This is a genomic window from Streptococcus oralis, assembly GCF_026782285.1.
Classification (GTDB): Bacteria; Bacillota; Bacilli; order Lactobacillales; family Streptococcaceae; genus Streptococcus; species Streptococcus oralis_CG.
The window spans coordinates 384,135-410,054 of the sequence record NZ_JAKUWG010000003.1 but is presented as its reverse complement, the minus strand read 5'-3'; the positions used below and the strand labels follow the sequence as shown (position 1 = coordinate 410,054).

22 protein-coding genes, 3 tRNA genes and 1 pseudogene are annotated in these 25,920 nt (G+C 35.3%); 8 read left to right on the top strand and 18 right to left on the bottom strand.

Annotated elements, in window-relative coordinates; all coding sequences use genetic code 11:
* The 16 genes and pseudogenes from MK403_RS04295 to MK403_RS04220 all read right to left on the bottom strand — a co-directional run.
* Positions 1–125: pseudogene (locus MK403_RS04295) on the bottom strand (sigma-70 family RNA polymerase sigma factor); the annotation flags it as partial.
* Between the two features lie 120 nt (positions 126–245).
* Positions 246–2,204 carry an ATP-dependent zinc metalloprotease FtsH gene (gene ftsH / locus MK403_RS04290; protein ID WP_268709049.1) on the bottom strand — a complete coding sequence of 653 codons (1,959 nt, stop codon included), beginning with the start codon at positions 2,202–2,204 and terminating at the stop codon, positions 246–248.
* Positions 2,205–2,219: 15 nt separating this feature from the next.
* Positions 2,220–2,762 carry a hypoxanthine phosphoribosyltransferase gene (gene hpt, locus MK403_RS04285; protein ID WP_125848191.1) on the bottom strand — a complete coding sequence of 181 codons (543 nt, stop codon included), beginning with the start codon at positions 2,760–2,762 and terminating at the stop codon, positions 2,220–2,222.
* A gap of 4 nt (positions 2,763–2,766) precedes the next feature.
* A complete protein-coding gene (gene tilS, locus MK403_RS04280) occupies positions 2,767–4,044 on the bottom strand; it encodes a tRNA lysidine(34) synthetase TilS (RefSeq protein ID WP_268709048.1) in 1,278 nt (425 codons plus the stop codon).
* Positions 4,041–5,312 (bottom strand): serine hydrolase, encoded by a 1,272-nt coding sequence (locus tag MK403_RS04275; protein WP_268709047.1) that lies wholly within the window; start codon positions 5,310–5,312, stop codon positions 4,041–4,043. Before MK403_RS04275 ends, tilS begins: the two co-directional genes overlap by 4 nt.
* Positions 5,305–5,427, bottom strand: a complete 123-nt coding sequence (locus MK403_RS04270) for an SP_0009 family protein (RefSeq protein ID WP_260468141.1) — start codon at positions 5,425–5,427, stop codon at positions 5,305–5,307. The genes MK403_RS04275 and MK403_RS04270 overlap by 8 nt, the downstream gene beginning before the upstream one ends.
* 4 nt (positions 5,428–5,431) lie before the next feature.
* Complete coding sequence (locus MK403_RS04265; protein ID WP_000041917.1) at positions 5,432–5,800, bottom strand: septum formation initiator family protein; 369 nt, start codon at positions 5,798–5,800, stop codon at positions 5,432–5,434.
* A complete protein-coding gene (locus MK403_RS04260; RefSeq protein WP_001234973.1) occupies positions 5,793–6,059 on the bottom strand; it encodes an RNA-binding S4 domain-containing protein in 267 nt (88 codons plus the stop codon). Before MK403_RS04260 ends, MK403_RS04265 begins: the two co-directional genes overlap by 8 nt.
* A 57-nt stretch (positions 6,060–6,116) precedes the next feature.
* Positions 6,117–9,620: a transcription-repair coupling factor gene (gene mfd, locus MK403_RS04255; RefSeq protein WP_268709046.1), complete on the bottom strand. Its 3,504-nt coding sequence runs from the start codon at positions 9,618–9,620 to the stop codon at positions 6,117–6,119.
* Positions 9,621–10,190 carry an aminoacyl-tRNA hydrolase gene (gene pth / locus MK403_RS04250; RefSeq protein WP_268709045.1) on the bottom strand — a complete coding sequence of 190 codons (570 nt, stop codon included), beginning with the start codon at positions 10,188–10,190 and terminating at the stop codon, positions 9,621–9,623.
* Between the two features lie 72 nt (positions 10,191–10,262).
* The gene (gene ychF / locus MK403_RS04245) at positions 10,263–11,378 is read right to left on the bottom strand and encodes a redox-regulated ATPase YchF (RefSeq protein ID WP_268709044.1); all 1,116 of its coding nucleotides are present in this window, start codon (positions 11,376–11,378) and stop codon (positions 10,263–10,265) included.
* Positions 11,379–11,462: 84 nt separating this feature from the next.
* Positions 11,463–11,657 (bottom strand): DUF951 domain-containing protein, encoded by a 195-nt coding sequence (locus tag MK403_RS04240; RefSeq protein ID WP_000285184.1) that lies wholly within the window; start codon positions 11,655–11,657, stop codon positions 11,463–11,465.
* 64 nt (positions 11,658–11,721) lie between these two features.
* Complete coding sequence (gene dnaN, locus MK403_RS04235; protein ID WP_000581146.1) at positions 11,722–12,858, bottom strand: DNA polymerase III subunit beta; 1,137 nt, start codon at positions 12,856–12,858, stop codon at positions 11,722–11,724.
* Positions 12,859–13,016: 158 nt separating this feature from the next.
* Complete coding sequence (gene dnaA / locus MK403_RS04230; protein ID WP_004244340.1) at positions 13,017–14,378, bottom strand: chromosomal replication initiator protein DnaA; 1,362 nt, start codon at positions 14,376–14,378, stop codon at positions 13,017–13,019.
* Between the two features lie 223 nt (positions 14,379–14,601).
* Entirely contained in the window at positions 14,602–15,360 is a 759-nt protein-coding gene (locus MK403_RS04225) for a ParB/RepB/Spo0J family partition protein (protein ID WP_268709043.1), read from the bottom strand.
* Between the two features lie 57 nt (positions 15,361–15,417).
* Complete coding sequence (locus tag MK403_RS04220; protein WP_061418780.1) at positions 15,418–16,608, bottom strand: S1C family serine protease; 1,191 nt, start codon at positions 16,606–16,608, stop codon at positions 15,418–15,420.
* A gap of 183 nt (positions 16,609–16,791) precedes the next feature.
* Here MK403_RS04220 and rlmH point away from each other — a divergent pair, with 183 nt between their 5' ends.
* The 7 genes from rlmH to MK403_RS04185 all read left to right on the top strand — a co-directional run bounded on the left by rlmH (position 16,792) and on the right by MK403_RS04185 (position 19,972).
* Positions 16,792–17,271: a 23S rRNA (pseudouridine(1915)-N(3))-methyltransferase RlmH gene (gene rlmH, locus MK403_RS04215; protein ID WP_268709042.1), complete on the top strand. Its 480-nt coding sequence runs from the start codon at positions 16,792–16,794 to the stop codon at positions 17,269–17,271.
* Between the two features lie 43 nt (positions 17,272–17,314).
* A tRNA-Arg gene (locus MK403_RS04210) sits at positions 17,315–17,388 on the top strand.
* A 166-nt stretch (positions 17,389–17,554) separates the two neighbouring features.
* The gene (gene comC / locus MK403_RS04205; protein ID WP_000799680.1) at positions 17,555–17,680 is read left to right on the top strand and encodes a competence-stimulating peptide ComC; all 126 of its coding nucleotides are present in this window, start codon (positions 17,555–17,557) and stop codon (positions 17,678–17,680) included.
* 21 nt (positions 17,681–17,701) lie between these two features.
* On the top strand, positions 17,702–19,021 hold the full coding sequence (gene comD / locus MK403_RS04200) for a competence system sensor histidine kinase ComD (protein WP_268709041.1): 1,320 nt from the start codon (positions 17,702–17,704) through the stop codon (positions 19,019–19,021).
* The gene (gene comE / locus MK403_RS04195) at positions 19,018–19,770 is read left to right on the top strand and encodes a competence system response regulator transcription factor ComE (protein WP_084948177.1); all 753 of its coding nucleotides are present in this window, start codon (positions 19,018–19,020) and stop codon (positions 19,768–19,770) included. The genes comD and comE overlap by 4 nt, the downstream gene beginning before the upstream one ends.
* A gap of 51 nt (positions 19,771–19,821) precedes the next feature.
* A tRNA-Glu gene (locus MK403_RS04190) sits at positions 19,822–19,893 on the top strand.
* Positions 19,894–19,898: 5 nt separating this feature from the next.
* A tRNA-Asn gene (locus MK403_RS04185) sits at positions 19,899–19,972 on the top strand.
* 38 nt (positions 19,973–20,010) lie between these two features.
* On the opposite strand, the gene MK403_RS04180 is transcribed toward MK403_RS04185, so the two are convergent.
* Complete coding sequence (locus MK403_RS04180) at positions 20,011–20,553, bottom strand: TetR/AcrR family transcriptional regulator (protein WP_000665075.1); 543 nt, start codon at positions 20,551–20,553, stop codon at positions 20,011–20,013.
* Between the two features lie 129 nt (positions 20,554–20,682).
* Between MK403_RS04180 and MK403_RS04175 the strand changes: the two genes are divergently transcribed.
* A complete protein-coding gene (locus tag MK403_RS04175; RefSeq protein WP_268709040.1) occupies positions 20,683–23,325 on the top strand; it encodes a YhgE/Pip domain-containing protein in 2,643 nt (880 codons plus the stop codon).
* A 21-nt stretch (positions 23,326–23,346) separates the two neighbouring features.
* Here MK403_RS04175 and MK403_RS04170 read toward each other — a convergent pair whose 3' ends face one another.
* On the bottom strand, positions 23,347–25,899 hold the full coding sequence (locus MK403_RS04170; protein WP_268709039.1) for a YfhO family protein: 2,553 nt from the start codon (positions 25,897–25,899) through the stop codon (positions 23,347–23,349).
* Between the last annotated feature and the right edge of the window lie 21 nt (positions 25,900–25,920).

The following is a 25,920-nucleotide window of genomic DNA, read 5'->3' as shown; positions in this document are numbered from 1 at the left end:
AGCTCATAGAGGCACAGCATACCTTCCTGATCCCAGTCCCCTTTCTCCCACAGATGTAGATGATAATCTTTGCGACACTTATTTACAATCCCTTTACTTTCTTCGTATAGTTCTTTCAGATTCATAGACCTCTCCTTTCTGCATTTAGTTTAGCAAAATGCAGAAAACTTTTGATCCTCTTCTCCTCTTCTGTTCCCTTTCCACTCTCAACTGCACATAAAAAGAGAGACAAGGTCTCTCTGGGGTTATTTTTCTTCACTCATTTTTGATTTTACTTCATCATAAGATAGGGCATGTGATTCCTCTTCTACTGTCTCAGGCATTTTTCCTGTTTCGTAAAGAGATTTAATTTGAGTACTATCCAATGTTTCGTATTTCAACAATGCCTCTGCAATCAGTTTGTGGGTTTCACGATTTGATTGGATAATTTCAGCAGCTTTGTTTCGTGCCTCATTCAATAATGAACGAACTTCCTCATCAATCTCATAGGCTGTTTGTTCTGAAATTGATTTTTGAGGACTTTGTGCACCAAACATAGCATGATTACCTTCATATTGAACTGGGCCAAGTTTTTCACTCATACCGTATTCAGTGACCATTGCACGCGCCATCTGTGTAGCTTGTTCAAAGTCATTTGAAGCTCCTGTCGTTTGGACATTAAAGATAATCTCTTCAGCTACACGACCACCCATCAAACCTGCTAATTGTTCTTTCATGTCTTCTTTAGATAGAAGCATTTGATCTTCTTTAGGAAGTGCAATCATGTATCCGCCTGCACGTCCACGTGGTACGATGGTAACTTTATGAACAACACGGGCATTTGACAGTACTAAACCAACAATGGTATGTCCAGCCTCATGATAAGCAACCAATTCACGTTCTCTTTGTGATACTGTTTTATCTTTCTTAGATGGTCCAGCAATCACTCTGTCCTCTGCCTCATCAATATCTGAAGCATCAATGATTGATTTGTTGCGACGAGCAGCAACTAAGGCTGCTTCGTTTAGAACATTTTCTAAGTCAGCTCCCACAAAACCTGGGGTTTGTTGGGCAACTAGTTTCAAATCAACATCTTCTGCTAGAGGTTTGTTTTTAGCGTGAACTTTCAAGATTGCTTCACGACCTTTAACATCAGGGCGACCAACCAAGATTTTTCTATCAAAACGTCCTGGACGGAGAAGAGCTGGATCTAGAACATCTGAACGGTTCGTCGCAGCGATAACGATGATTCCTTCATTTCCCTCAAAACCATCCATTTCAATCAAGAGTTGGTTCAAGGTTTGTTCACGTTCGTCATTTCCTCCACCGAGGCCGACACCACGTTGGCGACCAACAGCGTCAATTTCATCGATAAAGATAATGGCTGGTGCTGCTTTTTTTGCATCCTCAAAAAGTGAACGAACTCGGCTAGCCCCAACTCCGACAAACATTTCTACAAAGTCCGACCCTGAGATGCTAAAGAATGGAACTCCTGCTTCTCCAGCAACTGCCTTAGCAAGTAAGGTCTTACCTGTTCCCGGAGGTCCCTCTAAAAGAACACCCGCAGGAATACGCGCACCAAGTTTGGTAAATCGTTTTGGATCTTTTAGGAATTCAACAACTTCTACTAATTCTTGTTTTTCTTCCTCGGCACCTGCAACATCTGAGAATCGTACCTTGATATCTTCTTTGTTAGCAGCTTTGGCCTTGCTACGTCCAAAACTCATTGGATTTCGGCCACTATTTCCTCCCATATTTCCCATCATAGAGAATAAGAAGAAGAAGAGAATAGCAAATGGTACAACAGAGACAAGGATATTGATCCACATACCGCTTGAACTCTCATGTTTGACTGTTACTTCTGCCTGATGTTCAGAAGCAAGTTTTTGCAATTCTGCAACTGTCGAATCAGACGGAAGAATGCTACTTGAGAATCTTTCTACTGTTGTAGCAGTAGGAGTGAAAAATTGAATTCCAGTTTCTTCTTTACTAGTCTTAGGATTTTTATAAACACCAGACACTTCAATGATGCTACCATTTGGCTGATAGGTTAATTCTTTTACATTGTCTGCTGTAATTTCTTTTACCAATTCTGTATAGTTAATTTTTTCGCTTCGTCCAGCAGTATTTCCAGAGTAAAAATACTGGAATCCTGTCACTAGGAAGAAGATAATTAACAAGTAGAGAAATGGGTTTCTAACTAAACCATTATTTTGTTTTTTCATTAAAGATAAATCTTTCTAATTTGAATAAACTTCTTCTTTCAATACTCCGACATAAGGAAGGTTACGATAATTTTCTTTATAGTCTAAACCATAACCTACTACAAACTCATTTGGAATAGTAAAGCAAGTATAATCCGCTTCAATTTCAACAATGCGTCCTTCTGGTTTGTCTAACAAAGTCGCGATTTTAACAGAAGCTGCTTCTCTTGCAATAAACATATCTTTCAAATTCTTCAAAGTTTGACCTGTATCGATGATATCTTCTACAAATAGAATATGTCTTCCCTTGATATCTTGAGTTACGTCTTGCTTGATATTGATGACACCACTACTTGCTGTTCCACCATGGTAACTAGATACCATCATGAAGTCCATCTCAATATGCGTATCAATATGTTTGACCAATTCAGCCATAAAAGGAATCGATCCTTTCAAAATGCCAATGAGTATTGGATTTTTCCCCTCATAGTCTTTGGTTAGCTGCTCACCTAGCTTTTTAGCTGCTTCTGTAATTTCATCATGTGAAACAAGGATTTTTTTAATATCGTGTTCTAACATCTTTTTACCTATCTATTTTTTCTATATAAAGTATAGTGTTCATTATATCATTTTTCGTATTTTTACTCAAATCACTGGTCGCAATTCCTAAAATTGAGACAATTTCTCCAAATTGCTCAATAATAGGAGTTATTTTTCGTTTTTCAATAGGGATTTTCAAATCTATAAATAAACGTCTCAGTTTCTTTCGATGACCATTCAGGGTAATAACATCGCCAGGTTTTCGACATCTAATATGTACAGGTGTTTCCCGTGAAACCGTTACTTTTTGAACAGAATCCCCTTCAATAGGGATACCAAAAGAAAATAAATAACCCATATATCGAACTTGATTTTGATAGTGTAACACAAGTTCATCTTCCTTTTCATCAGCCTGAGGACTGATTTTACAAACTCGAAAATTTTGATACTCTTTTATCAATTCATAGCCATTTTTAAGAGAATGACGATACTGACTTTTCCTTGCTAAAATCTGTCGAACTTCGGCAAACTGAGCCTTTGTCAGATTTAAGTCTGGAAATTGATTAAGATAGTTCTGTAGCAAGATTCCTTGAGTTTGTTGAGAGTATGAAAATAGCTCATTCAAATCTTCCACATCAATTTGTTTCGAAAGTTCCGTTATTGTTGCTTGGTAATCTGAAATTTCCCTTCCAAAATCTAAAAGGGCGGATTTAAGACAAGGATTTTCTTTTTCAAGTTCTGGTAAATACCTATTCCGAATGCGATTGCGAAAATAGGTATTTTCCTGATTTGTTTGATCTTCAAAATGAACAATTGGTGGAAAATCCTTTTTATGAAAATACAACAAGGGACGAATGATTTCAATTCCATCAACTACTTGACTTTCTTTTATCCCTGTTAAATGACGTAACCGACTCCCTCGAATCAAGCGCATCAAAATCGTTTCAACCTGATCATCAGCATGATGTGCTGTTACAAGAGCGGTTGCTCCTGTTTCTTTCATGACCTGTCGAAAAAAATCATAGCGAAACTCTCGAGCACGCGCTTCTGAAAAGTCTCCTGAAAAACTTGTGATATAAATAGGAAGTTCAGCTGCATCAGCTAACTTCCTTAGTTCATTTTCCTCCCAGTCAGACTCACTTCTCTGCTTGTGATTGACATGTGCTACAATCAGCTCAATTTCCAACTCATTTTGATAAGTGGACAATAGATGGAATAAAAACATCGAATCCAATCCACCAGACAGAGCTAATACGACCTTAGAATGTTTTTTGAAATACTCTTTTTGGAGAAAATGATTTAAAAAATCCCGGTCCCTCATTTTAGAACCTCATAGACATCCTTGGCTATCTTAGCAATGGTGTCATAATCAGAATTTTTGGTGAAAATAGAGAGAACGAAAGGAGAGTCCGTATAGACAATCGCAGTGTCATGTTTAAATTCGTCGGCATCTCCAATTTTATGAGCTACCTTAACCGAAACACCTTTCGCAATTCGTTGGTTATCAAAATTCGTTTTACTTAGAGACTCTAAAACAAAACCATTCTGATTATAAATAGCTTCCATGACCTTTCCAGCCATTTTTGAAGAAGTCAATTTATCATTCACATCCCAATCTTCACCCATAATGGTGGACATTTTTTCTTTAAAAGCCCCGTCAGATTGATTGGTCACATAATAACCCAAAATATTATGAGCAACATTGTCAGACTCCTTTGTTACCTTGGTAATTAATTGTTGGAGGCTGTAGTCTTTGTTGTCTCCTGTTTTAGGTAAACTACCGCTACCTTCTGGTTTATAGGATCCAGGAAAGCTATTCACTTCTGGAATATACTTGAAGTTACTATCTAGTGTATACTCCCCTTGATTTATCTTATCTTGAGCATAATAAAGATAGGCTAGCTTCAAGATGCTAGCTGCATAGAGTTTGCTGTCTTCATTCACCCCAGCTTCTTTTCCTGTACTCAGCTGTTTAACATAAATAGAGTAATTTTCATTCTGATAGTTGTTTGACAAGACTTCTTGAACCTTCTGGATACGATTATCTTCTTCTGAAACAAACTCTTTTGATACCCACCCAACTTGATCAATATGAAGAAATTCTTGTCCCTCAGCAAAGAGGGTTCTATCCACTGTTACGCGTTGATAGGGAGAGAGGGATGAAGAAATTTCTTTAGCACCATAAGGACTGTTATAGATAACAAACCCCGGTTCCAACCATACTTGTCTATTTTGAGTTTGAACTTGACTTTGATCATAGACCAAGCGCTTATCTGCAAGGATAAACTGGTGATTATCTAATTTAAAAACAGGAATACCTTGTCTATTCAAACGCCATTCTACGATTTTAAAGGTGGTTCCAGGAGTCAATTTTCCAGACTCCTTAATCAAATCCTCATTTGCATAGATAGCCGTTTCTCTATAAACCATTGGCGATTCAAGGGTTTCTTTATAGTATAATCCATGATCAGACTCAGTTAGGTAATAAATTTCTTGTGAAGAGTAAGGAAGCTGTTTTTCTGTGCTAACTACTCTTGAAGTTATGATAAAAACAGATAGTAGCGATAACACTACTAAGAACTTACGCATTCTTCCCTTCCCTTTCTTCTTGTAATCGTAATAAATGGTTTTTAGCTGCCAATTCCTCTAATTTTTCATCTGATAAACTTAAAAATTGCTCAACAACTTCTAATAAATTTTCCATGACATTACCTCGGAAGCAAATCAGGAATGGTATAAATTGCTTCTCGTTTCTTTGAGTAATAGTACTTGGCGCGTGCATATTTTGCTACATAGTCTTCATCTTTCAACTTTGCAGCAAAAGCAGATTCCTTATCCTTTTCATCACTAAGAGTTTGGTACTGCTCTTTCAACTCTGTCAATTGCTGACGACGTTGTAATAACTGATTATAGCTTTGGGCCAAGTTATAAGTTGGTAAAATAAACAACAAAATCATCAAAATAAGAACCCAACCCATGAAACGATTTCGTTTTTGTCTCTCCTTCATCAGGTAACGACGACGTTGGTGCTCATTTTGAATAAAAGGATTGTTCATCTGTACAATATTTTTAGACATTTTCTTCTACCCGCGTTTCACTGATAATTTCATACATGCCTGCTGCATCTTCTTTTTTTGTACTATCTTTCATCTCTAGTACTTTAACAAGCAACAACTTATTTCCAAAGCGAATTTCAACTTGGTCATCAACTTTTAAATCCGTTGAACTTTTGGCCAAGATTCCGTTCACCTTGATTCTACCTTTATCTGCTACTTCTTTTGCGACCGTGCGACGCTTAATAATTCGTGATACTTTTAAATACTTGTCTAATCTCATTTTTATTACCTCAAATTACTATTGTACCATTTTTATCCCTTTTATAGAAGAAAAACGTCAAAGAGAATTAGCTTCCTTTGATTCTTTTATCTCCAATAAACTTTCTCCAAAAATCAGTAGACCTTCTAAAATTTCATAGTCCTTCTTGTTTCGGACATCGAATATGACTTCCATTAATCCTCTATTCTCCGCTATAGCTGCTTTTAAATTCGTTGCAGATAAGGCTTTAAAATAATCTTGAGCCAAGAACAGTCGTTGAGTGACTTTTTCAAATTGAACTGTAATCTTATTTTCTTTTCTTTCCACACGTTCTACAAAGACCTTATCCAAGTATGATTTGACCAAACCAATCTCTAAAAGATAGGCCACTACGTCTGGATATTCTCCAAAGCGGTCCATCAATTCTTCTTGTAATTCTTCATAGTTGACACGGTTGTCAATTTGACGAATTTTCTTGTAAATCTCAATTTTATGTCGTTGATCAGAAATATAAGTGTCAGGAAGATAGGCATCGATTTGTAAAATCAACTCAGCATTCCCTTTGCTTCTTGTATTTCCATTACCATTCCGTTTAGCGATAGCTTCCTCTAGTAACTGAGAATACAATTCAAAACCAACAGAATCAATGAAACCAGACTGGGATTTCCCTAATAGATTTCCTGCTCCACGAATCGAAAGATCTCGCATAGCAATCTTAAATCCTGAGCCCAATTCTGTAAATCCTTTGATTGCTTCTAATCTCTTTTCAGAGACTTCACTGATTGATTTTTCTGGGCGATACATAAGATAAGCATAAGCAATACGATTACTACGACCAACTCTTCCTCTTAATTGATACAAGGTTGACAAGCCCATATGATCTGCATTTTCAATAAATAAGGTATTGGCGTTCGGAATATCTACCCCTGTCTCAATAATAGTAGTCGTCACCAAAATATCATATTGTCCTTCAATAAAGTCCAATAAAGTGTTTTCCAACTGAATTTCACTCATTTGTCCATGAACATACCCAATCGAAGCCTCTGGAATCAACTCCTGTAACTCTGAAACCTTCTGGTCAATCGTGTCAACTTTATTGTAAAGATAGTAAACTTGACCTCCACGCTCCATTTCACGCAAGACAGCATCACGAACCACACTATCATTCTTTTCTAAAACATAAGTTTGCACTGGATAGCGATTGGTTGGAGGAGTTTCAATAACAGACAAATCTCGGATTCCCAGCATAGACATATGAAGAGTACGAGGAATCGGCGTTGCTGTCAAGGTTAGGACATCTACTTGTTTTTTCAGTTCTTTCAAGGTTTCCTTATGCTTAACACCAAATCGTTGTTCCTCATCAATAATCATCAATCCCAAATCTGAAAACACAACATCTTTTGACAAAACACGATGCGTTCCAATCAAAATATCGATTTGACCATTCTTTAATTTTTCAAGTGTCTCTGCCTGCTCTTTTTTACTTCTAAAGCGACTCAACACATCAATATTAACAGCAAAATTTTGAAATCGTTCCTTAAAATTCGTATAGTGTTGTTGCGCTAAAACCGTCGTCGGAACTAGAACAACAACCTGTTTGTGATCATTGACAGCCTTAAATGCTGCACGCATTGCAACTTCAGTCTTTCCAAAACCAACATCCCCAACCAGAAGTCGATCCATGGGGTGAGAATCCTGCATATCTCTCTTGATTTCCTCAATACTACGAAGTTGATCATCCGTTTCAACATAAGGGAAGGAATCATCAAAAGCATGTTGATCATCATCATCAGCTGAGAACGCAAAACCCTTCAACTGACTACGCTCAGAATAGAGTTTGATTAAATCGTCAGCTATATCCTCTACCTGGTTCTTAACTTTTTGCTTGGCCTTTTTAAAATGCCCGTCATTTAATTTATTGAGTTTAGGAGGTTTCCCATCACTTGAAACATATTTGGACAGTAACTGAATCTGCTCTACTGGGATGGAGATTTGATCCCCATTTTGATATTGAACACTGACATAATCACGGTGAATCCCTTTGATTTCAATTGTTTCAATCCCTAGATATTGACCAATTCCATGGATATGGTGAACAACGTAGTCCCCTTTTTCAAGTTCATTATAATCTTTTAATCGCTCTGCGTTTGAAGCATGTTGTCTTCGAAAACGACGTTTTAATTTCTTTTGAAAAATCTCATGTTCAGTAATCAAGAGAATTTTTTCATCTACAAAATGAAAACCATGTCTTAGGTTACCCTCAATCAAGTTTACAGATTCTTTACAGATACTTGACTTGTCTCTGGAATCCAATTTAATCTGATATTCCTCTAAAACATCCTCCAGTGTTTTACTTCCCATTGAATTGCTAGACTGCAGAACAATGGTGTAATCCATTTTTTTATATCGCTCAATTTCTTCTTTAAGAAAAGAAAATTGATTGAAAAATTCCTGCATAGGATATTGATTAAATTGATAAATGTGATCAAACTTGAGATTTCCTAAACCCTTTTGAAGATTAGAGAAAAAGGTCACTGGACTTTGTTTTTTATAGATTTGCTCTGTATCTGCAAAATACTGCATCTCAGAAAATGCTTTACTATTCTGTAAATCTTCTGTAAAGTATTGCGCTAATTCTCTTTCAAAAACTTCATATTGATTCATCAATTTTTGATAGTCATCAAAGAATACTGGCCTATTTTTTTCAATATAATCAAATACAGTCCATGTTTTATCGTAACATAAAGACAAAAACTTTCGATTATCTGAATGTACTTGTTTTTGATGAAAACTTGACAAAATTTCTTCTAAATAGGATTTCAAAATCGGCGATTGAGTCTTCGAAATTTGCTTTTCTAAAGCTGACTGACCTCGTTGATAATCCTTTTCTCTCAAAAGCATATCACTAGCTGGAAAGATGGCAAGTTCTGTTTGATTTTCCTTCGATAATTGTGTCTCGACTTCAAAAGTACGAATGCCATCAACTTCATCACCAAAAAACTCGATTCGGAAAGGTTCTAACTGAGACATCTCAAAAATATCTAAAATATCTCCTCGAATACTAAACTCACCTTGTGTCTGTACTTGAGTAACTTTGCGATAACCGATTTCCTTTAATTTGTGAAGAAGGTCATATTGATCATATTCTTCGCCAACTGCAATCCTTATAATACTTTCTTTAAATCTAGTCGGAGAGGGTAGAATCAATCGACTCGCTGCGATATTACAAACTAAAATCCCTTTCTTAGACGGATCACTCAAAAAACGCAAGGCCTCAACCCGCGAAATGATTTTTTCTTGTGAAGACATCAAAAACTCTACCATAGGAGAGTCATCTACCAAAAATGGATAGACAAATTCCTCTCCTAAGAGAGAAAGAAGATCATTGATAATTCTTTCGGCTTCTCCATAAGTCGATGTCAATAATACAATCTTATTTTCTTTTTTTAGACTACTTGCAATTGCAAGAGCCTTGGTAGAAGTTGACAGACCTAGTATTAGTTGTCTTTTCTTATCTGTCAGATTTTGATGCCATTTTTCTATCTGATTATTTTCTGAGAATAAATCTAATAAAGTCACCATTTATCCATTATACCTCTGCATTGTTTTCTCAAAGTTTTTCTCTTGTAAATAGTAATTTACAGCATCGTAAACCTTGTCAATAGACTGTAAAATACCTACATAGTCATCCTGATCAAACTTACTTAAAACATGGTGAACAACTGACATGCCTTTTTTAGGTCTTCCAATACCTATTTTAACACGGTTAAATACCTGAGTCCCTATATGTTGAATAATAGACTTGATACCATTATGACCACCTGCTGAGCCCTTTGCTCTTAAACGAATTTTCCCAACTTCCATGTCAAGATCGTCGTAAATAACGAGTAAATCTTCAATCTCCAAACCATAGTAAGTCAATAAAGCATGAACTGCTTTTCCACTTTCATTCATAAATGTTGTTGGTTTGACAAGATAAATTTTTTCGCCATTGAGGAAAAAAGAGGCTAGGTCAGCTTGAAATATCTTGTCGTGTGTAAAGGTGACGTTTTGTTTTTTAGCTAGTTGGTCAATCAACATAAAGCCAACATTGTGCTTGGTTTCAAAATATTTATCCCCTGGATTTCCTAATCCAACAAGTAATTTAGTCATTTATTTTCCTTTCAAAAGCCAAAAGGGTTGGAATTTTTTTCCAACCTAATTGACACTATTTATTAAATGTTATTAAACATTAAAGCGGAATTCCATGATATCGCCATCTTGAACGATATATTCTTTTCCTTCTTCACGCAAGCGCCCAGCTTCTTTTACTGCCTTTTCAGATCCGTATTTCACTAAATCCTCATATGACATGGTCACTGCACGAATAAAACCTTTTTCAAAGTCTGAGTGAATAATACCAGCTGCTTGAGGAGCCTTCATACCACGTTTAAAGGTCCAAGCACGAACTTCTTTTTCACCAGCTGTGAAGTAAGTTCCGAGTCCAAGCAAGTGGTAAGCTGCACGAGTCAACTTGTCAACGCCTGATTCAGTCAACCCAAGTGCTTCAAGAAACTCTTGCTTGTCTTCTTCGTCTAACTCAGAAATTTCTTCCTCAGCACGCGCAGAAATAACTACTACTTCTGCATTTTCTGTCGCTGCAAATTCTCGAATTTTTTTAACATAATCGATAGAATCTGGATCTGAAACCACATCCTCATCTACATTAGCAACATAAAGAACTGGTTTAGTGGTCAAAAGGAAGAGTCCTTTGACTACTTTTTGTTCCTCATCTGTGAATTCAATGGTACGTGCTGATTTTCCATCTTCAAGGACTGGTTTAATTTTTTGAAGGACGTTAAACTCTGCCACAGATTCCTTATCTTTTTGCGTACGTGCCATCTTTTCTACACGCGCATAGCGTTTATTTACTGACTCTAGGTCAGCAAGAATCAACTCCAAGTTAATGGTATCAATATCTGCAAGTGGATCCACAAAAGCGTCTTCACGTCCTTGCTCACGCATAACATTTTCATCATCAAAAGCACGAACTACGTGAACGATCGCATCTACTTCACGAATATTGGCCAAGAATTTATTCCCTAGACCTTCTCCTTTTGAAGCTCCTTTTACAATCCCTGCAATATCTGTAAATTCAAAGGTTGTTGGGACTGTCTTTTTAGGTGTAATCATTTCCGTTAGTTTTTGTAGGCGTTCATCTGGAACTTCCACCATTCCAACGTTTGGATCAATAGTCGCAAATGGGTAGTTTGCTGCCTCTGCTCCTGCTTTTGTAATTGCATTAAAAAGGGTTGATTTACCAACGTTTGGCAAACCAACGATACCTGCTGTTAAAGCCATATTTTCTCATTCTCCGTTCTCATTTCAATCCCTAACATTATAACACAAAAAGGGAAAACTTGCTAACCCTCTAACTAAGGGTTCTTAGTCAATAATCTTATTCATTTTTCGTTCAAAATCATAGCGACTCATCATGACAAGGTGGTCACAATTGCTACATTTGATTTTGATATCTGCCCCTACGCGTGTAATTTCCCAACGATTGGCTTTTTTACCAGTTGATTTAATTGTGCAAGCATGTGGTTTTTTCATCTCAACAAAATTTCCAACTTGATACATACTACTCTCCTTTTCTTTTTCGATTATATCATAAAAGAGGCGAGCCAGGCTCAACCTCTTTCACTTAATTTGTACGAACTGGTGTGATGAGCTGCATGAAGTCTTCGTCAGTATCTGCTGGAACAAGAGTGAATGGACGAACAGCTGAGATAAAGCTGATAGTTACTTTTTCACTATTTAAAGCCTTGAGAGAATCAATCAAGTAAGTCGGGTTGAAACTAATGGTCAAATCATCCCCAGTCACCTGCTCCGTATCGATTTCTTCGTTTACTTTACCAACTTCTGGAGAGTGAACATGGGCGCTAACAACTCCACCTTTAATTTCAAGCTTCACAGTACCATTTTGAGTCGCACTTGATAAGAGACGTGCACGCTCCATAGATTGACGCAAATTAACCACATCAAAAGTAATTGTAGTGTTAAAGTCTGTTGGAATCAAACGATCCGTATCAGGATAGTTTCCTTCTAGGAGACGAGTATAGAAGCTAATATTTTCGCTTCTAAAGAGGATTTGATTATTTGCAAAGAAAATCTCCACTGTTTCAATATCATCCGTAAATACAGCTGAAAATTCGCGTAGAGAGCGACTAGGAATTACCACATCGAAATCATCGCCATTTTTTTCAAGAGTCAATTTTTTCTGGCTAAGGCGATGAGAGTCTGTCGCAACTGTTTTTAGTTCTTTATGTTGACTCAATACGAAGTGAACACCTGTTAAGATGGGACGACTTTCTTGCGTACTTGCAGCAAAAGCTGTTTCATTGATAATTTTCTTGAGTAATTTTGTTTCAAGAACCAAAGGAGTACTTGCTGAAATTTCTTGAATACGAGGATATTGTTCGCTATCTTTTCCTTTTAGGGTAATTTCTGATTTACCACTTGTTAAAACAATTTGTTTTTGTTCAATCTCTTTGAAATCAAGCGTTACATCTGGAAGACTAGATACAACATTGATAAAGAAAGAAGCTTCAAGAAGAATCGAACCTAAGGAAGTAATCAAAAGACCTGCATCTTCATTCTTTTGAGAAATGAAATTTTCAATGGAAATTTGACCATTTGATCCAATTAAAGTAATGCCTTCATTGGTAACATCAATTTTGATTGTTGATAAAATTGGAATAGCATTTTTGGAGCTAATTGCTCGTTTTGTGGTATTTAGGGCTTGTAGAAATAAATTTTTATTGATTGAAAAATGAATCATGGATTCTCCTTTATTTATTTTTAGTATTAGAAGGATAATAGAAATAATAGAGTGTGTGAATTCTGTGGAAAACTGATTTCTATTTAGTAATTTCAGGCTTTTAAGCTTGTTTAAAAAATGTGAATAAAAAAGATAGAAAAGGAAAAGTTATCCACATGCTACTTAATTTTCTTTTTGATTGCTTCGATTTCTAAGCGTAAATTATCGTCTTCGTCAATCAAGGATTTAATTTTAGCATGGGCATGAATAACGGTGGTATGATCCTTTCCTCCGAATTCTTTTCCGATTTTTGGAAGACTATTATCTGTCAGTTCTCTAGCTAGATACATAGCTACTTGACGCGCCAAAACGATGTTTTGAACTCGTCTCGTCCCCTTCATTTCTTTGACACTCACTCCATAAAAATTACCAACTTCAGTTTGGATTTTGTCAATTGGAATGACTAGCAGTTGGCTAACATCTTGTTTGCGAGCTCTGATAGCTTCAGCAGCGATATCAATAGTGATGTCTTTAATCTTCTTTACTCTGGCAATTAAAGTGATATCGTTGATTGCTCCTTCAAGTTCTCGAACATTTGAATCGAATTGACCAGCCAGATATTCTAGGGTATCACTCTGGAAATGGTAGTTTAAATGTTCCGTTTTACTTTGAAGAATGGCGATACGTGTCTCAAAGTCAGGAGGGGTGATATTTTGAGTCAATCCCCAGCTAAAGCGCGTGACAAGCCTTTCCTCAAGGCCCTCTAAATGTTTAGGACTTCGGTCACTAGTCAGAACGATTTGTTTTTGATTGCTATGAAGAGCATTGAAGGTATTGAAAAATTCTTCCTGAGTTGCAACTTTTTTACCGCTGAGAGATTGGATATCATCGATCAGTAAGAGATCAAGGCTACGGTAAGTCTTTTTGAATTTCTCCATTTCCCCAAGTCTCAGGTGTTCAAGAAAATCATTGATAAAACTTTCAGCAGGAATATACTTAACCCGAGCTTCAGGAATATTTTTTAGAATTTCATTTCCGATAGCATTCAGTAAGTGGGTTTTCCCTAGTCCAGGACCACCATAAATGAAAAGGGGATTATAAGTCAATGCGAGGTCTTCGGAAACAGCCAGAGCAGCAGACTTAGCCCAGATATTCCCATCTCCTTGAATAAAGTTATCAAAGGTATATTTTTCCTTCAATCCTGTTTCAGAATATGGAATAGCAAGATTGGCCTGTGAAGCAACATAATGATTGCTATTTTCAGAATCCATGACATAGGTTGAAGATTCTTCCTCAGGCTTTGTTAAGACAAATTGAGTTTTTATTTCAGTATCGTAAACTTCAAAACCAGCAGCCACAATGATATCCTTGAGCTGTTTTTTCCAAACCATTTCCATTTCAGGTCTAGGTAAAAAGATAGTAGCTACATTTCCCTCCACTTTTATGAGTTCAGCAGGTGTGGCATAGAAATCGTACATAGAACGTGTCAATCTTTCTTGAGCCAATTCCAAGATTTGATTCCAAAATTGTTTTTCTTTCACCGATTATCCCCTCCTTTGCTATATTTGATATAAAAAAGTTTACTGTTAAACTTATTTTACCATAGATGCTAGCATTTTTCCACAATCTGTGGAAAAGAATCCACAATGTTTACACTTTTTATCCACAGGCTGGGGATAAGTAAGGTATTCCCTTGAATTCTTTGGTTTTTTGCTATAAAAAATAGTGGATAAATTTGTGGGTTGAAAAAATAAAAGAACAGCCTTATTTCAGGCTGTTGATAATTCTGTCATATTCTTCTTGGCTTGAAAAAGAAATAATAATTTTTCCAGTATCTTTTTTAGAAAGTTTAATTTCTACATTTAATCCAAGTAGTTTTTTTAATTTATCTTCCTCATCTTTGATGAAAGAATCACTTTTTTTCTGCTTCTTTTGTTTTTTCTCTGTCAGCAGTGTTTCTAACTTTCTCACAGAGATGTCTTCATTTTTAATTAGTTGAAAAAAATAGTCTTGCTGCTCTTTATTCAAACCAACTAGTGAGCGTGCATGAGCTTGAGAAATTTTTCCATTTTCTACTTCAGATAAGATGTACTCTGGTAGGGAAAGCAAACGAATAAAATTAGTGATATAAGGACGAGATTTTCCCATTTTATCTGCTATTTCGGTATGGGTATATCCTTTTTCAACTAAAGAGTCATAGGCGCGTGCCTCTTCAACTGGATTCAAGTTTTCTCTTTGTAAATTCTCAATGATAGACTGAATCATCATTTCCTGATCTGAGAGGTGTTTCACAACGGCTGGAATAGAGGTCAGACCAGCCAAGAGAGAAGCTCGATATCGTCTTTCTCCTGCAAGGATTTCATAACCAATTACAGGAGATTGACGAACGATGATTGGTTGGATTAGCCCATTTTCTTTGATTGACTGAGCTAATTCTTTTAATTTTTTTACATCAAATTCTTTCCGAGGTTGGTAAGGATTTTTTTGTATGTCCGAGATAGAAATCATTTCAAATTTTTCCATGATTCTACACTAACATATCTTTTATTATATGTAAAGTTTTCTTTACACTGATGTCAATTAAGATTCTAAATCACTTGTACTTTTATCTAGTTTAACAGTTGTAGTCTCCTCTTTCCCATTTCGATAGTAGGTGATTTTAATGGTGTCTCCGATAGAATGGTTGTAAAGAGCACTCTGTAAATCTGTTGACGAAGAAATCTCCTTGTCGTCAACTTTGGTAATAACGTCGTATTTTTCAAGGTGACCAGATGCAGGCATATTACTTTGAACAGATTTTACCACTACACCAGAAGTTACGCTACTCGGAATATTGAGTTTTCTAAGATCACTAGCTCCGATATTAGCTAAATTAACCATTTGAATTCCAAGAGCAGGGCGAGTCACTTTACCGTCACTTTCAAGCTGTTTAATAATATTTTGAGCATCATTTGATGGGATTGCAAAACCAAGACCTTCGACAGAGGTTCCACCATTACTTGCAATTTTACTTGATGTAATCCCGATAACTTGGCCCTGAATGTTTACAAGTGGACCACCAGAGTTACCAGGGTTAATAGCAGTATCTGTCTGAATAGCTTTTGTAGAAATCGCTTGACCATCTTGAGATTTTAGAGAGACATTTCGATTGAGACTTGAAATGATTCCTTGGGTAACTGTATTGGCATATTCGGATCCTAGAGGACTACCAATTGCGATTGCAGTTTCACCAACATTTAGTTTGCTAGAATCTCCAAATTCTGCTACGGTTGTGACTTTTTCTGAAGAAATTTTCACGACAGCAATGTCAGAGAACGTATCAGAACCGACAATTTCACCAGGAACTTTTGTACCGTCTGCTAAACGGATATCAACTTTTGAAGCTCCTTTAATAACGTGGGTATTTGTCACAAGGTAGGCATCTTTCCCATTCTTTTTGTAAATAACACCAGAACCTTCACTTGCTACCTGTTGAGAGTCGGTATCCGTATCTGTCTCGTCATTTCCAAAAACACTATTTTGTCGATTTGATGAATAAGTGATGACCGACACAACGGCATCTTTTACCTTATTAACGGCCTGAGTTGTTGCATTTTCATTTTTGTAGGAAGTCTGAGTAACAGTGTTTGTAGTGTTATTTGTGGCTTGACTTACTTGTTTTTGATAAAGTTGCAGTGTCACAAAACTTCCTAGGGCACCACTCAAAAATCCTATCAGAATGATGATAAGAAAGGTAACTCCTTTTTTGTAAAATTTTTGTAAGTGTTTCATAAACGCCTCCGTTTGTTTTTTATTTGATTAAAGTATAAATCTATTAACTTAATTCAAGCTTAAAGGTAGAAGTTTTACACAAGTTGTGGATAACTCGTTTTTTTCTGTGAATTTGCTAGTTTTTCTAGATGATTCTTTGTGAATAAGATGTGAAATAAAGTGTGGATATGATAGAATAGAAGAATGAAAATAAAAATTGTAACAGTTGGAAAACTGAAGGAAAAATACCTTAAAGATGGCATTGCTGAATATACTAAACGAATTTCTCGTTTTGCCACTGTAGAAATTATTGAATTAGCCGATGAAAAAACTCCAGATAAGGCAAGTGAGTCAGAAAATCACAAAATATTAGAAATAGAGGGAAATCGAATTCTTTCTAAAATTGGAGAAAGAGATTTTGTAGTTGTGTTAGCAATTGAAGGAAAAATTTTCTCCTCAGAAGAATTCAGTAGACAGCTGGAACAGGCTTCTATAAAGGGATTTTCTACCCTTACATTTATTATTGGTGGAAGTCTGGGACTATCCCCTGCTGTGAAGTATCGAGCGAATCTTTCTGTTAGTTTTGGACGTTTGACCTTGCCACATCAGTTAATGAGATTAGTTCTTGTTGAACAAATTTATCGTGCTTTTACCATTCAGCAGGGATCCCCTTATCATAAATAGAAGATTGACTTACTTCTTGTTTTTTGATAGAATGGTCATGTTAGGTCTCATAGCTCAGCTGGATAGAGCATTCGCCTTCTAAGCGAACGGTCGCAGGTTCGAATCCTGCTGGGATCAGTACATTAAAGAAAAAGCTGGGATTATTTCCCAGCTTTTTTCTTCAAAAGGTGCATTTCAGGTGTAAAAAAGTACAGTTGAGAAGAAATTTTTCTTAAGTGATCTTCATTTTGTATAATAGATTTGTAAGATAACTTACAAGAAAAACAATACAGGAGATTTCATTATGAAAAATACAGTAAAGTTGGAACAATTTAAAGAAGTAACAGAAACAGAATTGCAGGAGATTCGGGGTGGGGAATGGAGAATTCCAGAATTAATACGTAATCTTATTTTTCCAAAAAGAAAATAACTAAAATAAAGGTAAAAAGTAATGAATTTATTTGGATTAGTAATAGCTTTTTTTTATGTTTTTATCATTAGTAAAATTTATGAATGGACTTGTAATGCAACTAAAAAAGAAAAATATATTTATAGTCTTTATGTCTTTTTACTACAATTAATATTAGAAGAAATAATGTATTTGCTAGCCTTAGATGGTTACGGTTTGTCTAAATTTTTATTTCCTTTACTCATATTCGGTTACTTTGTTGGATTTCAGAAGTATGATAAGTCTAAGGGAGTTTTTATAAGCCTATTATTTTCTCTCTTATATCATAGTAGTAATAACTTTATATCGGTAACTTTATCATCTATAACAGGAGATGATATTGCATTAGAATATAATAATTATTTTATTATATTTGTACTTATTTTAACCTATTTGGTTATTAAAATTGTCATATCTTATTTCCATTTGGAGTTTAAATATTTTGACAAAGAATATCTCTATTCTTTTTTGAAAAAAGTGCTATATGTATTTATCTTTCTGCATATCGTCTCTTTTATTTCAGATATCGTGAGTACTATTTCTCATTTAAATAGTTTTGGAAGTATTTTATCATCCGTAGTTTTTGTTGGAATCCTTTTAACCTTCTTTGCAATGAATTCTCACAAGGTTCAAATTGAAAAAGAGATTGCTCTAAAACAAAAGAAATTTGAACAAAAACATTTACAGACTTATACTGATGAAATTGTGGAGTTGTATAATGAAATTCGAGGTTTTCGTCATGATTATGCAGGGATGCTTGTCAGCATGCAAATGGCGATTGACAGTGGAGATTTACAAGAAATTAACAGGATTTACAATGAAGTACTAGTAAAAGCAAATCAGAAATTGAGGTCAGAAAAATATACTTACTTTGATTTAAATAATATAGAAGATTCTGCTTTACGAAGTTTAATTGCTCAATCGATTGTCTATGCACGAAAAAATGATGTCGAGTTTACATTGGAAGTAAAGGATATCATTACTAGACTGTCAATAGATTTACTTGATCTTGTTCGTATCATGAGCATTTTATTAAACAATGCTGTTGAAGGTGCTGCAGATAGTTACTTGAAACAAATGGAAGTTGCAGTCATTAAAATGGATTTTGAAACAGTTATAGTCATCCAGAATTCATGTAAAATCACTATAACGCCTTCAGAGGACCTATTTGCCTTAGGTTTCTCTACCAAGGGAAGAAATAGAGGTCTAGGGCTTAATAATGTCAAAGAGATCTTAGATAAGTATGACAATATTATTTTAGAAACAGAGATGGAAGACAACACATTTAGACAAATTATTAGATTTAAGAGGGAATTCGAATGAAAGTATTAATTTTAGAAGATGTTATTGAGCATCAAGTGAGACTAGAGAGAATATTGAATGAAATCTCGGAGGAATCAAACATTCCTATTTCTTATAAGACAACAGGAAAAGTTCGTGAGTTTAAAGAATATATCGAAAATGATGAAGTAAATCAGCTTTATTTCCTAGATATCGATATTCATGGAATCGAGAAAAAAGGCTTTGAAGTAGCTCAGTTTATTCGTCATCACAATCCTTATGCTATTATTGTCTTTATTACCAGTCGATCTGAATTTGCTACTTTAACTTATAAATACCAGGTATCAGCTCTAGATTTTGTAGACAAAGACATCAATGATGAATTGTTCAAAAAACGTATCGAGCAGAGTATCTTCTATACCAAAAGCATGCTGCTTGAAAACGAAGATGTTGTAGACTATTTTGATTACAACTATAAGGGAAATGATTTGAAAATCCCTTACCATGATATTTTGTATATCGAAACAACAGGTGTTTCTCATAAGTTGCGGATTATTGGTAAGAATTTTGCCAAAGAGTTCTATGGAACAATGACAGATATTCAGGAAAAGGACAAACATACCCAGCGATTTTATTCTCCTCATAAATCTTTCCTAATCAATATTGGAAATGTTAGAGAAATTGATCGAAAGAATCTAGAAGTTGTCTTTTATGAAGATCATCGCTGCCCCATCACTCGTTTGAAAGTTCGCAAACTGAGAGATATTCTGGAGAAAAAATCTAAAAAGTAATTGACAATTAGTAAGAAATTGATATAATGGTTATATCTGCTACAGATAGATGGTCCGTTGGTCAAGGGGTTAAGACACCGCCTTTTCACGGCGGTAACACGGGTTCGAATCCCGTACGGACTATTTTATCCGCCATAGCTCAGTTGGTAGTAGCGCATGACTGTTAATCATGATGTCGTAGGTTCGAGTCCTACTGGCGGAGTCAGATAAAAAGAACACCATCTAGTGTTCTTTTTTCTTTTAGTTGGTATCACCTAACATTTTCATAAGGAAGTCTGTCATTTCTTGCGGACTTTCTTTTTTTCCGTGAGCAATCCAAGTCTGGCAAACACCAAATAGTGCATTTGTTAGATAAATGCTACTATATTCTAATTCAATTGGATTGAGTTGTAGTTTCATAAAGCGTTTCTGAAGGTCTGTGCTAAGCATAATGTGAAGCTTATTTCTCAAGAAATTTTGGATTTCTTTTGTACCATTTTCAGATAAGAGTGCAGCCAAAAGTGGCTCAGACTCTAAATATTCAAATACTTCTAAAATAGCATCTCTTTTATGATGGGCATGTTTTTGGAAAATATACTCAAAGGTATGAAAGAGCTTACTTTGGTAATGCTCAATCATATCATACTTATCCTTGTAGTGAGTGTAAAAGCTGGAACGACTAATTCCGGCTTTTTCTGCTAGCTTGACAGTAGAAATTTGATCAAAGGGTTGGTCCATCAATAATTGAACCATGGCATTTTCAATAATTCGTTTTGTTTTTAAACGTTTGTTACTTTCTTTCATAAATCCTCCTTGTATACAAAAATAGACTATATGTCTAAAAAAATAATTTTTTACCTTGTAATTTAGATTTTTTGATGTATAATCTATTATATCAAAATTTTAGACAATATGTTTAAAAAAGGAGAAGATATGTTTAAAGAATGGAAAGCAATTTTTAAAAAACCAACCTTTATTATTGTCATGATAGGGATTTCTCTTATTCCAGCTCTGTACAATATCATATTTTTGTCATCAATGTGGGATCCATATGGGCAATTGTCTGACTTACCTGTGGCAGTTGTCAATAATGATAAAGAAGCTTCCTATAACGGTAATACCATGGCTATAGGAAAAGACATGGTGTCAAATTTAAAAGAAAATAAAAGCTTAGATTTTCATTTCGTAGATGAAGATGAAGGAAAGAAGGGATTGGAAGATGGCAATTACTATATGGTAGTGACTTTACCAAGTGATTTATCTGAAAAAGCAGCTTCTATTTTAACGAATCATCCAGAGCAAATGCAAATCGATTATCAGACTTCAAGTGGTCATAGTTTTATTGCTAGCAAGATGAGCGATTCTGCGATGACACAATTGAAGCAGAATGTTTCTACAAATGTAACTGAGACCTATACTAAAGCTTTATTTAACAAGATGGTCGAATTAAAGGATGGTATGAGTCAAGCAGCTTCTGGTAGTGAAAAATTAACTGATGGAGCGAATCAGTTAGTGACAGGAAGTCAAACATTGACTACTAACCTACACTCTTTAGCAGATTCAAGTTTAACATTTTCAAATGGAACGGAGCAGTTTACCAAAGGATTATCTGCTTATGTTTCTGGTGTTGAACAACTTCATCTTGGCTTAGGGACTTTTAATAGTGGTTTAGTTACATATACTGGTGCAGTAAGTAAATTAGATAGCGGATTAGGTCAATTAGCTTCTAAAAGTCCTGAATTAGTAGGAGGAATCAATCAGTTATATACTGGTGTAGAGGCCTATACTGGCGGTGTTTCTCAGCTCAATACTGGTCTTAATCAATTTTCATCTGGTGTTAGTGCCTATACAAATGGAGTGGGAAATCTTGCAACAGGTGCGAATCAGTTATCTAGTCAATCAGCTACACTTCGAATGGGTGTGGAGCAATTAAGTGAAGGGATTCAACAACTTTCTAGCAAGTTAGATGCTTCGTCTGAGCAAAAAGATCAAATTGCTCAATTATCTTCTGGTCTGAATCAGTTAAATCAAGCTATTCAAAATATTGATGTTGGAGATACAAAACAATTAGATTCTGTTTTATCAAGTATAGTATCTCTTTCTAATCAAATGTTAGCAAGTGCTCAGTCTGATAAAGCAGCTACATTAGCAAATATTCAATCGACAGCAGCTTATCAATCCTTGACAAGTGAGCAACAAGCTGAGATAAGTGCTTCTGTATCTCAAAATTCGACTGATAGTATTCAATCGGCTCAGTCAATTATAGCTTTAGTACAAGGTTTACAGGGAAGTTTAGAAAACTTACAAAATCAATCTTCAAATCTTTCGACGTTAAAAAATCAAGCTAATCAAGTATTACCTATTGCTTCTACTTCTTTGACAGGATTGTCAAGTGGATTAACAGAAATACAGGGAGCAGTGACGAGTAAATTAGTTCCTGCTAGTCAGTCGATTGCATCAGGTGTAAATGCATATACTGCAGGTGTTGATAAAGTTTCTCAGGGCGCAAGTCAACTAAGTGAAAAGAATTCCACCTTGACAGGTAGTTTGGATCAACTAGTTTCAGGCTCAAACACCTTGACACAAAAATCTTCTAGCTTGACAGCAGGAGTTGGTCAATTAGTTGAAAAAACTCCAGAATTAGTATCTGGTATTGAAAAATTATCAACTGGCTCTAACCAATTGAATCAAAAGAGTCAAGAATTAATGGCAGGAGTTGATAAATTACAATCAGGATCTGGTCAATTAGCAGACAAATCCAGTCAGTTACTTTCAGGTGCTTCTCAATTAGAGAATGGAGCTAATAAATTGGCAGATGGATCTGGGAAACTTGCAGAAGGTGGAACAAAGTTAACTTCTGGATTGGAAGATTTACAGGCAGGAGTTGCTTCTTTAGGACAAGGACTAGGTAATGCTAGTGATCAACTCAAATCAGCATCAACAGAATCTAAAAATGCAGAGATTTTGTCAAATCCACTCAATCTTTCAAAAATAGACAATGATCAAGTTCCTGTAAATGGGATTGCTATGGCTCCTTATATGATATCAGTCGCTCTCTTTGTCGCTGCATTATCAACAAATATGATTTTTGCTAAATTACCTTCAGGTCGTCATCCAGAGAGTCGCTGGGCTTGGTTCAAATCTCGCTTTGAGATAAATGGAGTTATAGCTGTTTTAGCCGCTGTCTTAGTCTATGGTGGCGTTCATCTTATTGGTCTAACAGCAAATCATGAAATGAGAACCTTGTTCTTAATTATTATCGCAAGCTTAACATTTATGTCTATGGTAACTGCATTAAAAACATGGAATAGCCGTATAGGAGCTTTCTTTTCTCTTATTTTGCTTTTATTACAGTTAGCATCAAGTGCAGGGACTTATCCACTTGCTTTGACAAATGATTTCTTTAAAGGTGTCAATCCTTGGTTACCAATGAGTTACTCTGTATCAGGCTTACGACAAACAATCTCTATGACAGGAAATATTCATCATCAAGTGATTTTCCTTATTATAACTCTAGCTTTCTTTACTGCTTTAGGTATGCTAGCTTATCAACCTAAGAAAATGGAAGAAGATTAAAAAGATTGGCCAAGAAATTGGTCAATCTTTTTCTGTCTTAGATAAATTTCGTCTGTGATTATAGATCCCAAAAAGAAGAAGGGCAGTTAGTGAGCAGGCTGCTCCAATAACAAAACCATTGGGGATAAAGGAAAGTGTAATGGTGCCTTTTCCCTTTGGAACATCAACTTTCATAAAACCAGTCTGAGCCTGCTTGATTTCAAGTTTTTCCCCATCTTGGTATGCAGACCAACCTTTGTCATAAGGAATAGTGAAGAAAATAGAGGTATCTTGTTTTACTTCATATGTAGCAAAGACTTTATTTTTAGAGGTGGATACTTCTACAGGTTGTTCTTTAATCTTTTGAATTGTCTCAGTAAGAGCCTGAGTATCTAAACGATAGAAGGTTGGAGATTCAAAGGACACCTGAGAATTTCCAGGGAAACTAACACTGATATTGAAAGTTTTTTGTTCTTCAGTATAACCCAAATTAAAGAAATTAAATGCATTGTCAGTTGTAAAAGTCTTTTTTTCTCCATTGACAAGGATGTCAACTTTCTTTTGCTTATCGTTTGTAAAATGAAGATTTGAAAAAGAGAGATAGACTTGGCTATTTTGAGGAACCTCAATTTGATAATCAATCTTTGCATCTTCATTCGCAGAACCTGTGATACTTGTTAAACCATCTGAAGTATCTGTTTTATCATATGCTATTTGGGAGAAGTAATCTAAGTTGAGATTAGCAAGCTGGTTTATAAATAAAGCCTGATTATCCAGAGTGTGATTGTTAAAGTTTACATCTGTGTAAATAGATTGAGTGGCAAAAGCAATGGGTAAAGAGAGTTGATTTTTATATAAGGTTAAATGATCCTTTTGATAAATCTCTTGAAAGCCATACTTATCAAGCGAAGTTTCAGAAATATTGTACTGGATTCCAAATAAACTGTCTGCTAAAAGACTGTTATTAGCATAACGGAGATTGAGGTTGGTTCCAGAGGATTTGAATCCCAGTTTGTCCAAACTAGTGCTAGCTGAACGATTTCGTACAGACGAAAATTGAGAGATTCCATTGTAGTTAAATTTCATACTGTCATTTCCTGTCTGAATTTGCAGTTTTTCAGTACGTGTAAATGGATTGTCAATTTGGTTTAGAATGGATTCCATAGCAGTGATATCTCTATTATAGGCGCTACGAGAAGCAAAGGCCCATTCTTTAGCTATTCCTTCCATTTGAGATGAAGCATTTAAGCTTATCTCAGCTGTTATAAATAAAGACAAAAGAATTGCAAATAGATTTACAGAGATAAATTTTCTAATGACTGCAAGAAGTAAAAGAGCATAAACCAGGAGAAATTCAAGGGTGAGTAGGATATTCAAATCTGTTAAAAAAGAATAATGTGATTTAAAGTATACAGTAGCCAAAAACCCTGTCAGTACAAGAAAAAGTGAGACAAATAGATTCCAGAGCTTCAGTTCTTTCAGACGATTTAAGACTTCTGCTGCAGTATAAATTAACAGAGTGGAAAAAATCCAAGCATAGCGATGCAAAAACATATTTGGGGTATGCATCCCTTGCCAAAACAAATCAAGTGCCTCTATGTAAAAGCTTGATATTAAAAAAATAAAGAAAATTACATAGGTAAGTTTCACGTGAAACCTTATGGATTTTATTGTGAAAAATAGAATGGTTAAAATAAAAGGAAGCAATCCAACAAAAATCATTGGTATAGCTCCATACTTAGTTGTATCAAAAGATCCAATGAATTGTTTTGCGAAAATATCCAGATACCAGCTACTGTCTGTCTTTAATTTTGTGATGGCAGTTAACTTCTCCCCATGAGTTTGTAAATCAAACAATGTAGGAAGAGTCATGATCAAACTAGCCATTCCTGCTAAAAAGGAGGTAATAACAAAATCAAGAAAAGATGATTTTCGAGTTTTAAAGTCCCAAGAAATTTGACAGAGATACCAGAAAATTAGAAACAACGCCGTCATATAGCCAAAATAATAGTTTTGAATAAACAAGATTGACAGACTTGTAAAGTATAGTAGGCGCTTCTTTTGTATTACAAGTATGTGTAAACCAGTTATAATCAAAGGAATCAAGATAAAAACATCTAGCCAGGTTTTTATCTCTAACTGACTGACAGTAAAGCTCATCAGAGCATAGGAAGTTGATAAGGCTAGTTTTAAAGGTTGAGGGATAGATTGAAATAATTTATTTAAACTAAAGTAGGTTGACAGACCAATCAATCCAAATTTTAAAAGAGTTGTCAGATAAACAGCATCTGGCATATTCGACAGATTAAAAAGGTAAACCAGAGGTGAGAGAAAACTACCCAAATAATAACTAGATAGAGCATAGAAATTTAGTCCGAGGCCACTTGTAAAAGTGTAAAACAAACTACCATTTCCATGTAGTATATTTCGTAAAGCTACATCAAAAATAACGTATTGATGGAAACCGTCTCCTAATAGTGGAGATGTATCGCTATTCCAGTAGATACCTTGAGATAGATATACTTCAGACATAATCACTAAAGGAATGATAAAAGAAACAAAATAGGTCCAATATGTTTTAAAAAATGATTTCATGTTACCTCATAGAATGATAGA

Coding starts and splice junctions, on each gene's coding strand:
- dnaN (WP_000581146.1), bottom strand. CDS start 12,858: ATGATTCATTTTTCAATCAATAAAAATTTATTTCTACAAGCCCTAAAT.
- MK403_RS04225 (WP_268709043.1), bottom strand. CDS start 15,360: ATGGAAAAATTTGAAATGATTTCTATCTCGGACATACAAAAAAATCCT.
- comC (WP_000799680.1), top strand. CDS start 17,555: ATGAAAAATACAGTAAAGTTGGAACAATTTAAAGAAGTAACAGAAACA.
- mfd (WP_268709046.1), bottom strand. CDS start 9,620: ATGGTGACTTTATTAGATTTATTCTCAGAAAATAATCAGATAGAAAAA.
- MK403_RS04270 (WP_260468141.1), bottom strand. CDS start 5,427: ATGGAAAATTTATTAGAAGTTGTTGAGCAATTTTTAAGTTTATCAGAT.
- ychF (WP_268709044.1), bottom strand. CDS start 11,378: ATGGCTTTAACAGCAGGTATCGTTGGTTTGCCAAACGTTGGTAAATCA.
- comE (WP_084948177.1), top strand. CDS start 19,018: ATGAAAGTATTAATTTTAGAAGATGTTATTGAGCATCAAGTGAGACTA.
- rlmH (WP_268709042.1), top strand. CDS start 16,792: ATGAAAATAAAAATTGTAACAGTTGGAAAACTGAAGGAAAAATACCTT.
- comD (WP_268709041.1), top strand. CDS start 17,702: ATGAATTTATTTGGATTAGTAATAGCTTTTTTTTATGTTTTTATCATT.
- MK403_RS04265 (WP_000041917.1), bottom strand. CDS start 5,800: ATGTCTAAAAATATTGTACAGATGAACAATCCTTTTATTCAAAATGAG.
- MK403_RS04175 (WP_268709040.1), top strand. CDS start 20,683: ATGTTTAAAGAATGGAAAGCAATTTTTAAAAAACCAACCTTTATTATT.
- MK403_RS04260 (WP_001234973.1), bottom strand. CDS start 6,059: ATGAGATTAGACAAGTATTTAAAAGTATCACGAATTATTAAGCGTCGC.
- pth (WP_268709045.1), bottom strand. CDS start 10,190: ATGACTAAATTACTTGTTGGATTAGGAAATCCAGGGGATAAATATTTT.
- ftsH (WP_268709049.1), bottom strand. CDS start 2,204: ATGAAAAAACAAAATAATGGTTTAGTTAGAAACCCATTTCTCTACTTG.
- MK403_RS04170 (WP_268709039.1), bottom strand. CDS start 25,899: ATGAAATCATTTTTTAAAACATATTGGACCTATTTTGTTTCTTTTATC.
- MK403_RS04275 (WP_268709047.1), bottom strand. CDS start 5,312: ATGCGTAAGTTCTTAGTAGTGTTATCGCTACTATCTGTTTTTATCATA.
- MK403_RS04220 (WP_061418780.1), bottom strand. CDS start 16,608: ATGAAACACTTACAAAAATTTTACAAAAAAGGAGTTACCTTTCTTATC.
- hpt (WP_125848191.1), bottom strand. CDS start 2,762: ATGTTAGAACACGATATTAAAAAAATCCTTGTTTCACATGATGAAATT.
- tilS (WP_268709048.1), bottom strand. CDS start 4,044: ATGAGGGACCGGGATTTTTTAAATCATTTTCTCCAAAAAGAGTATTTC.
- MK403_RS04240 (WP_000285184.1), bottom strand. CDS start 11,657: ATGTATCAAGTTGGAAATTTTGTTGAGATGAAAAAACCACATGCTTGC.
- MK403_RS04180 (WP_000665075.1), bottom strand. CDS start 20,553: ATGAAAGAAAGTAACAAACGTTTAAAAACAAAACGAATTATTGAAAAT.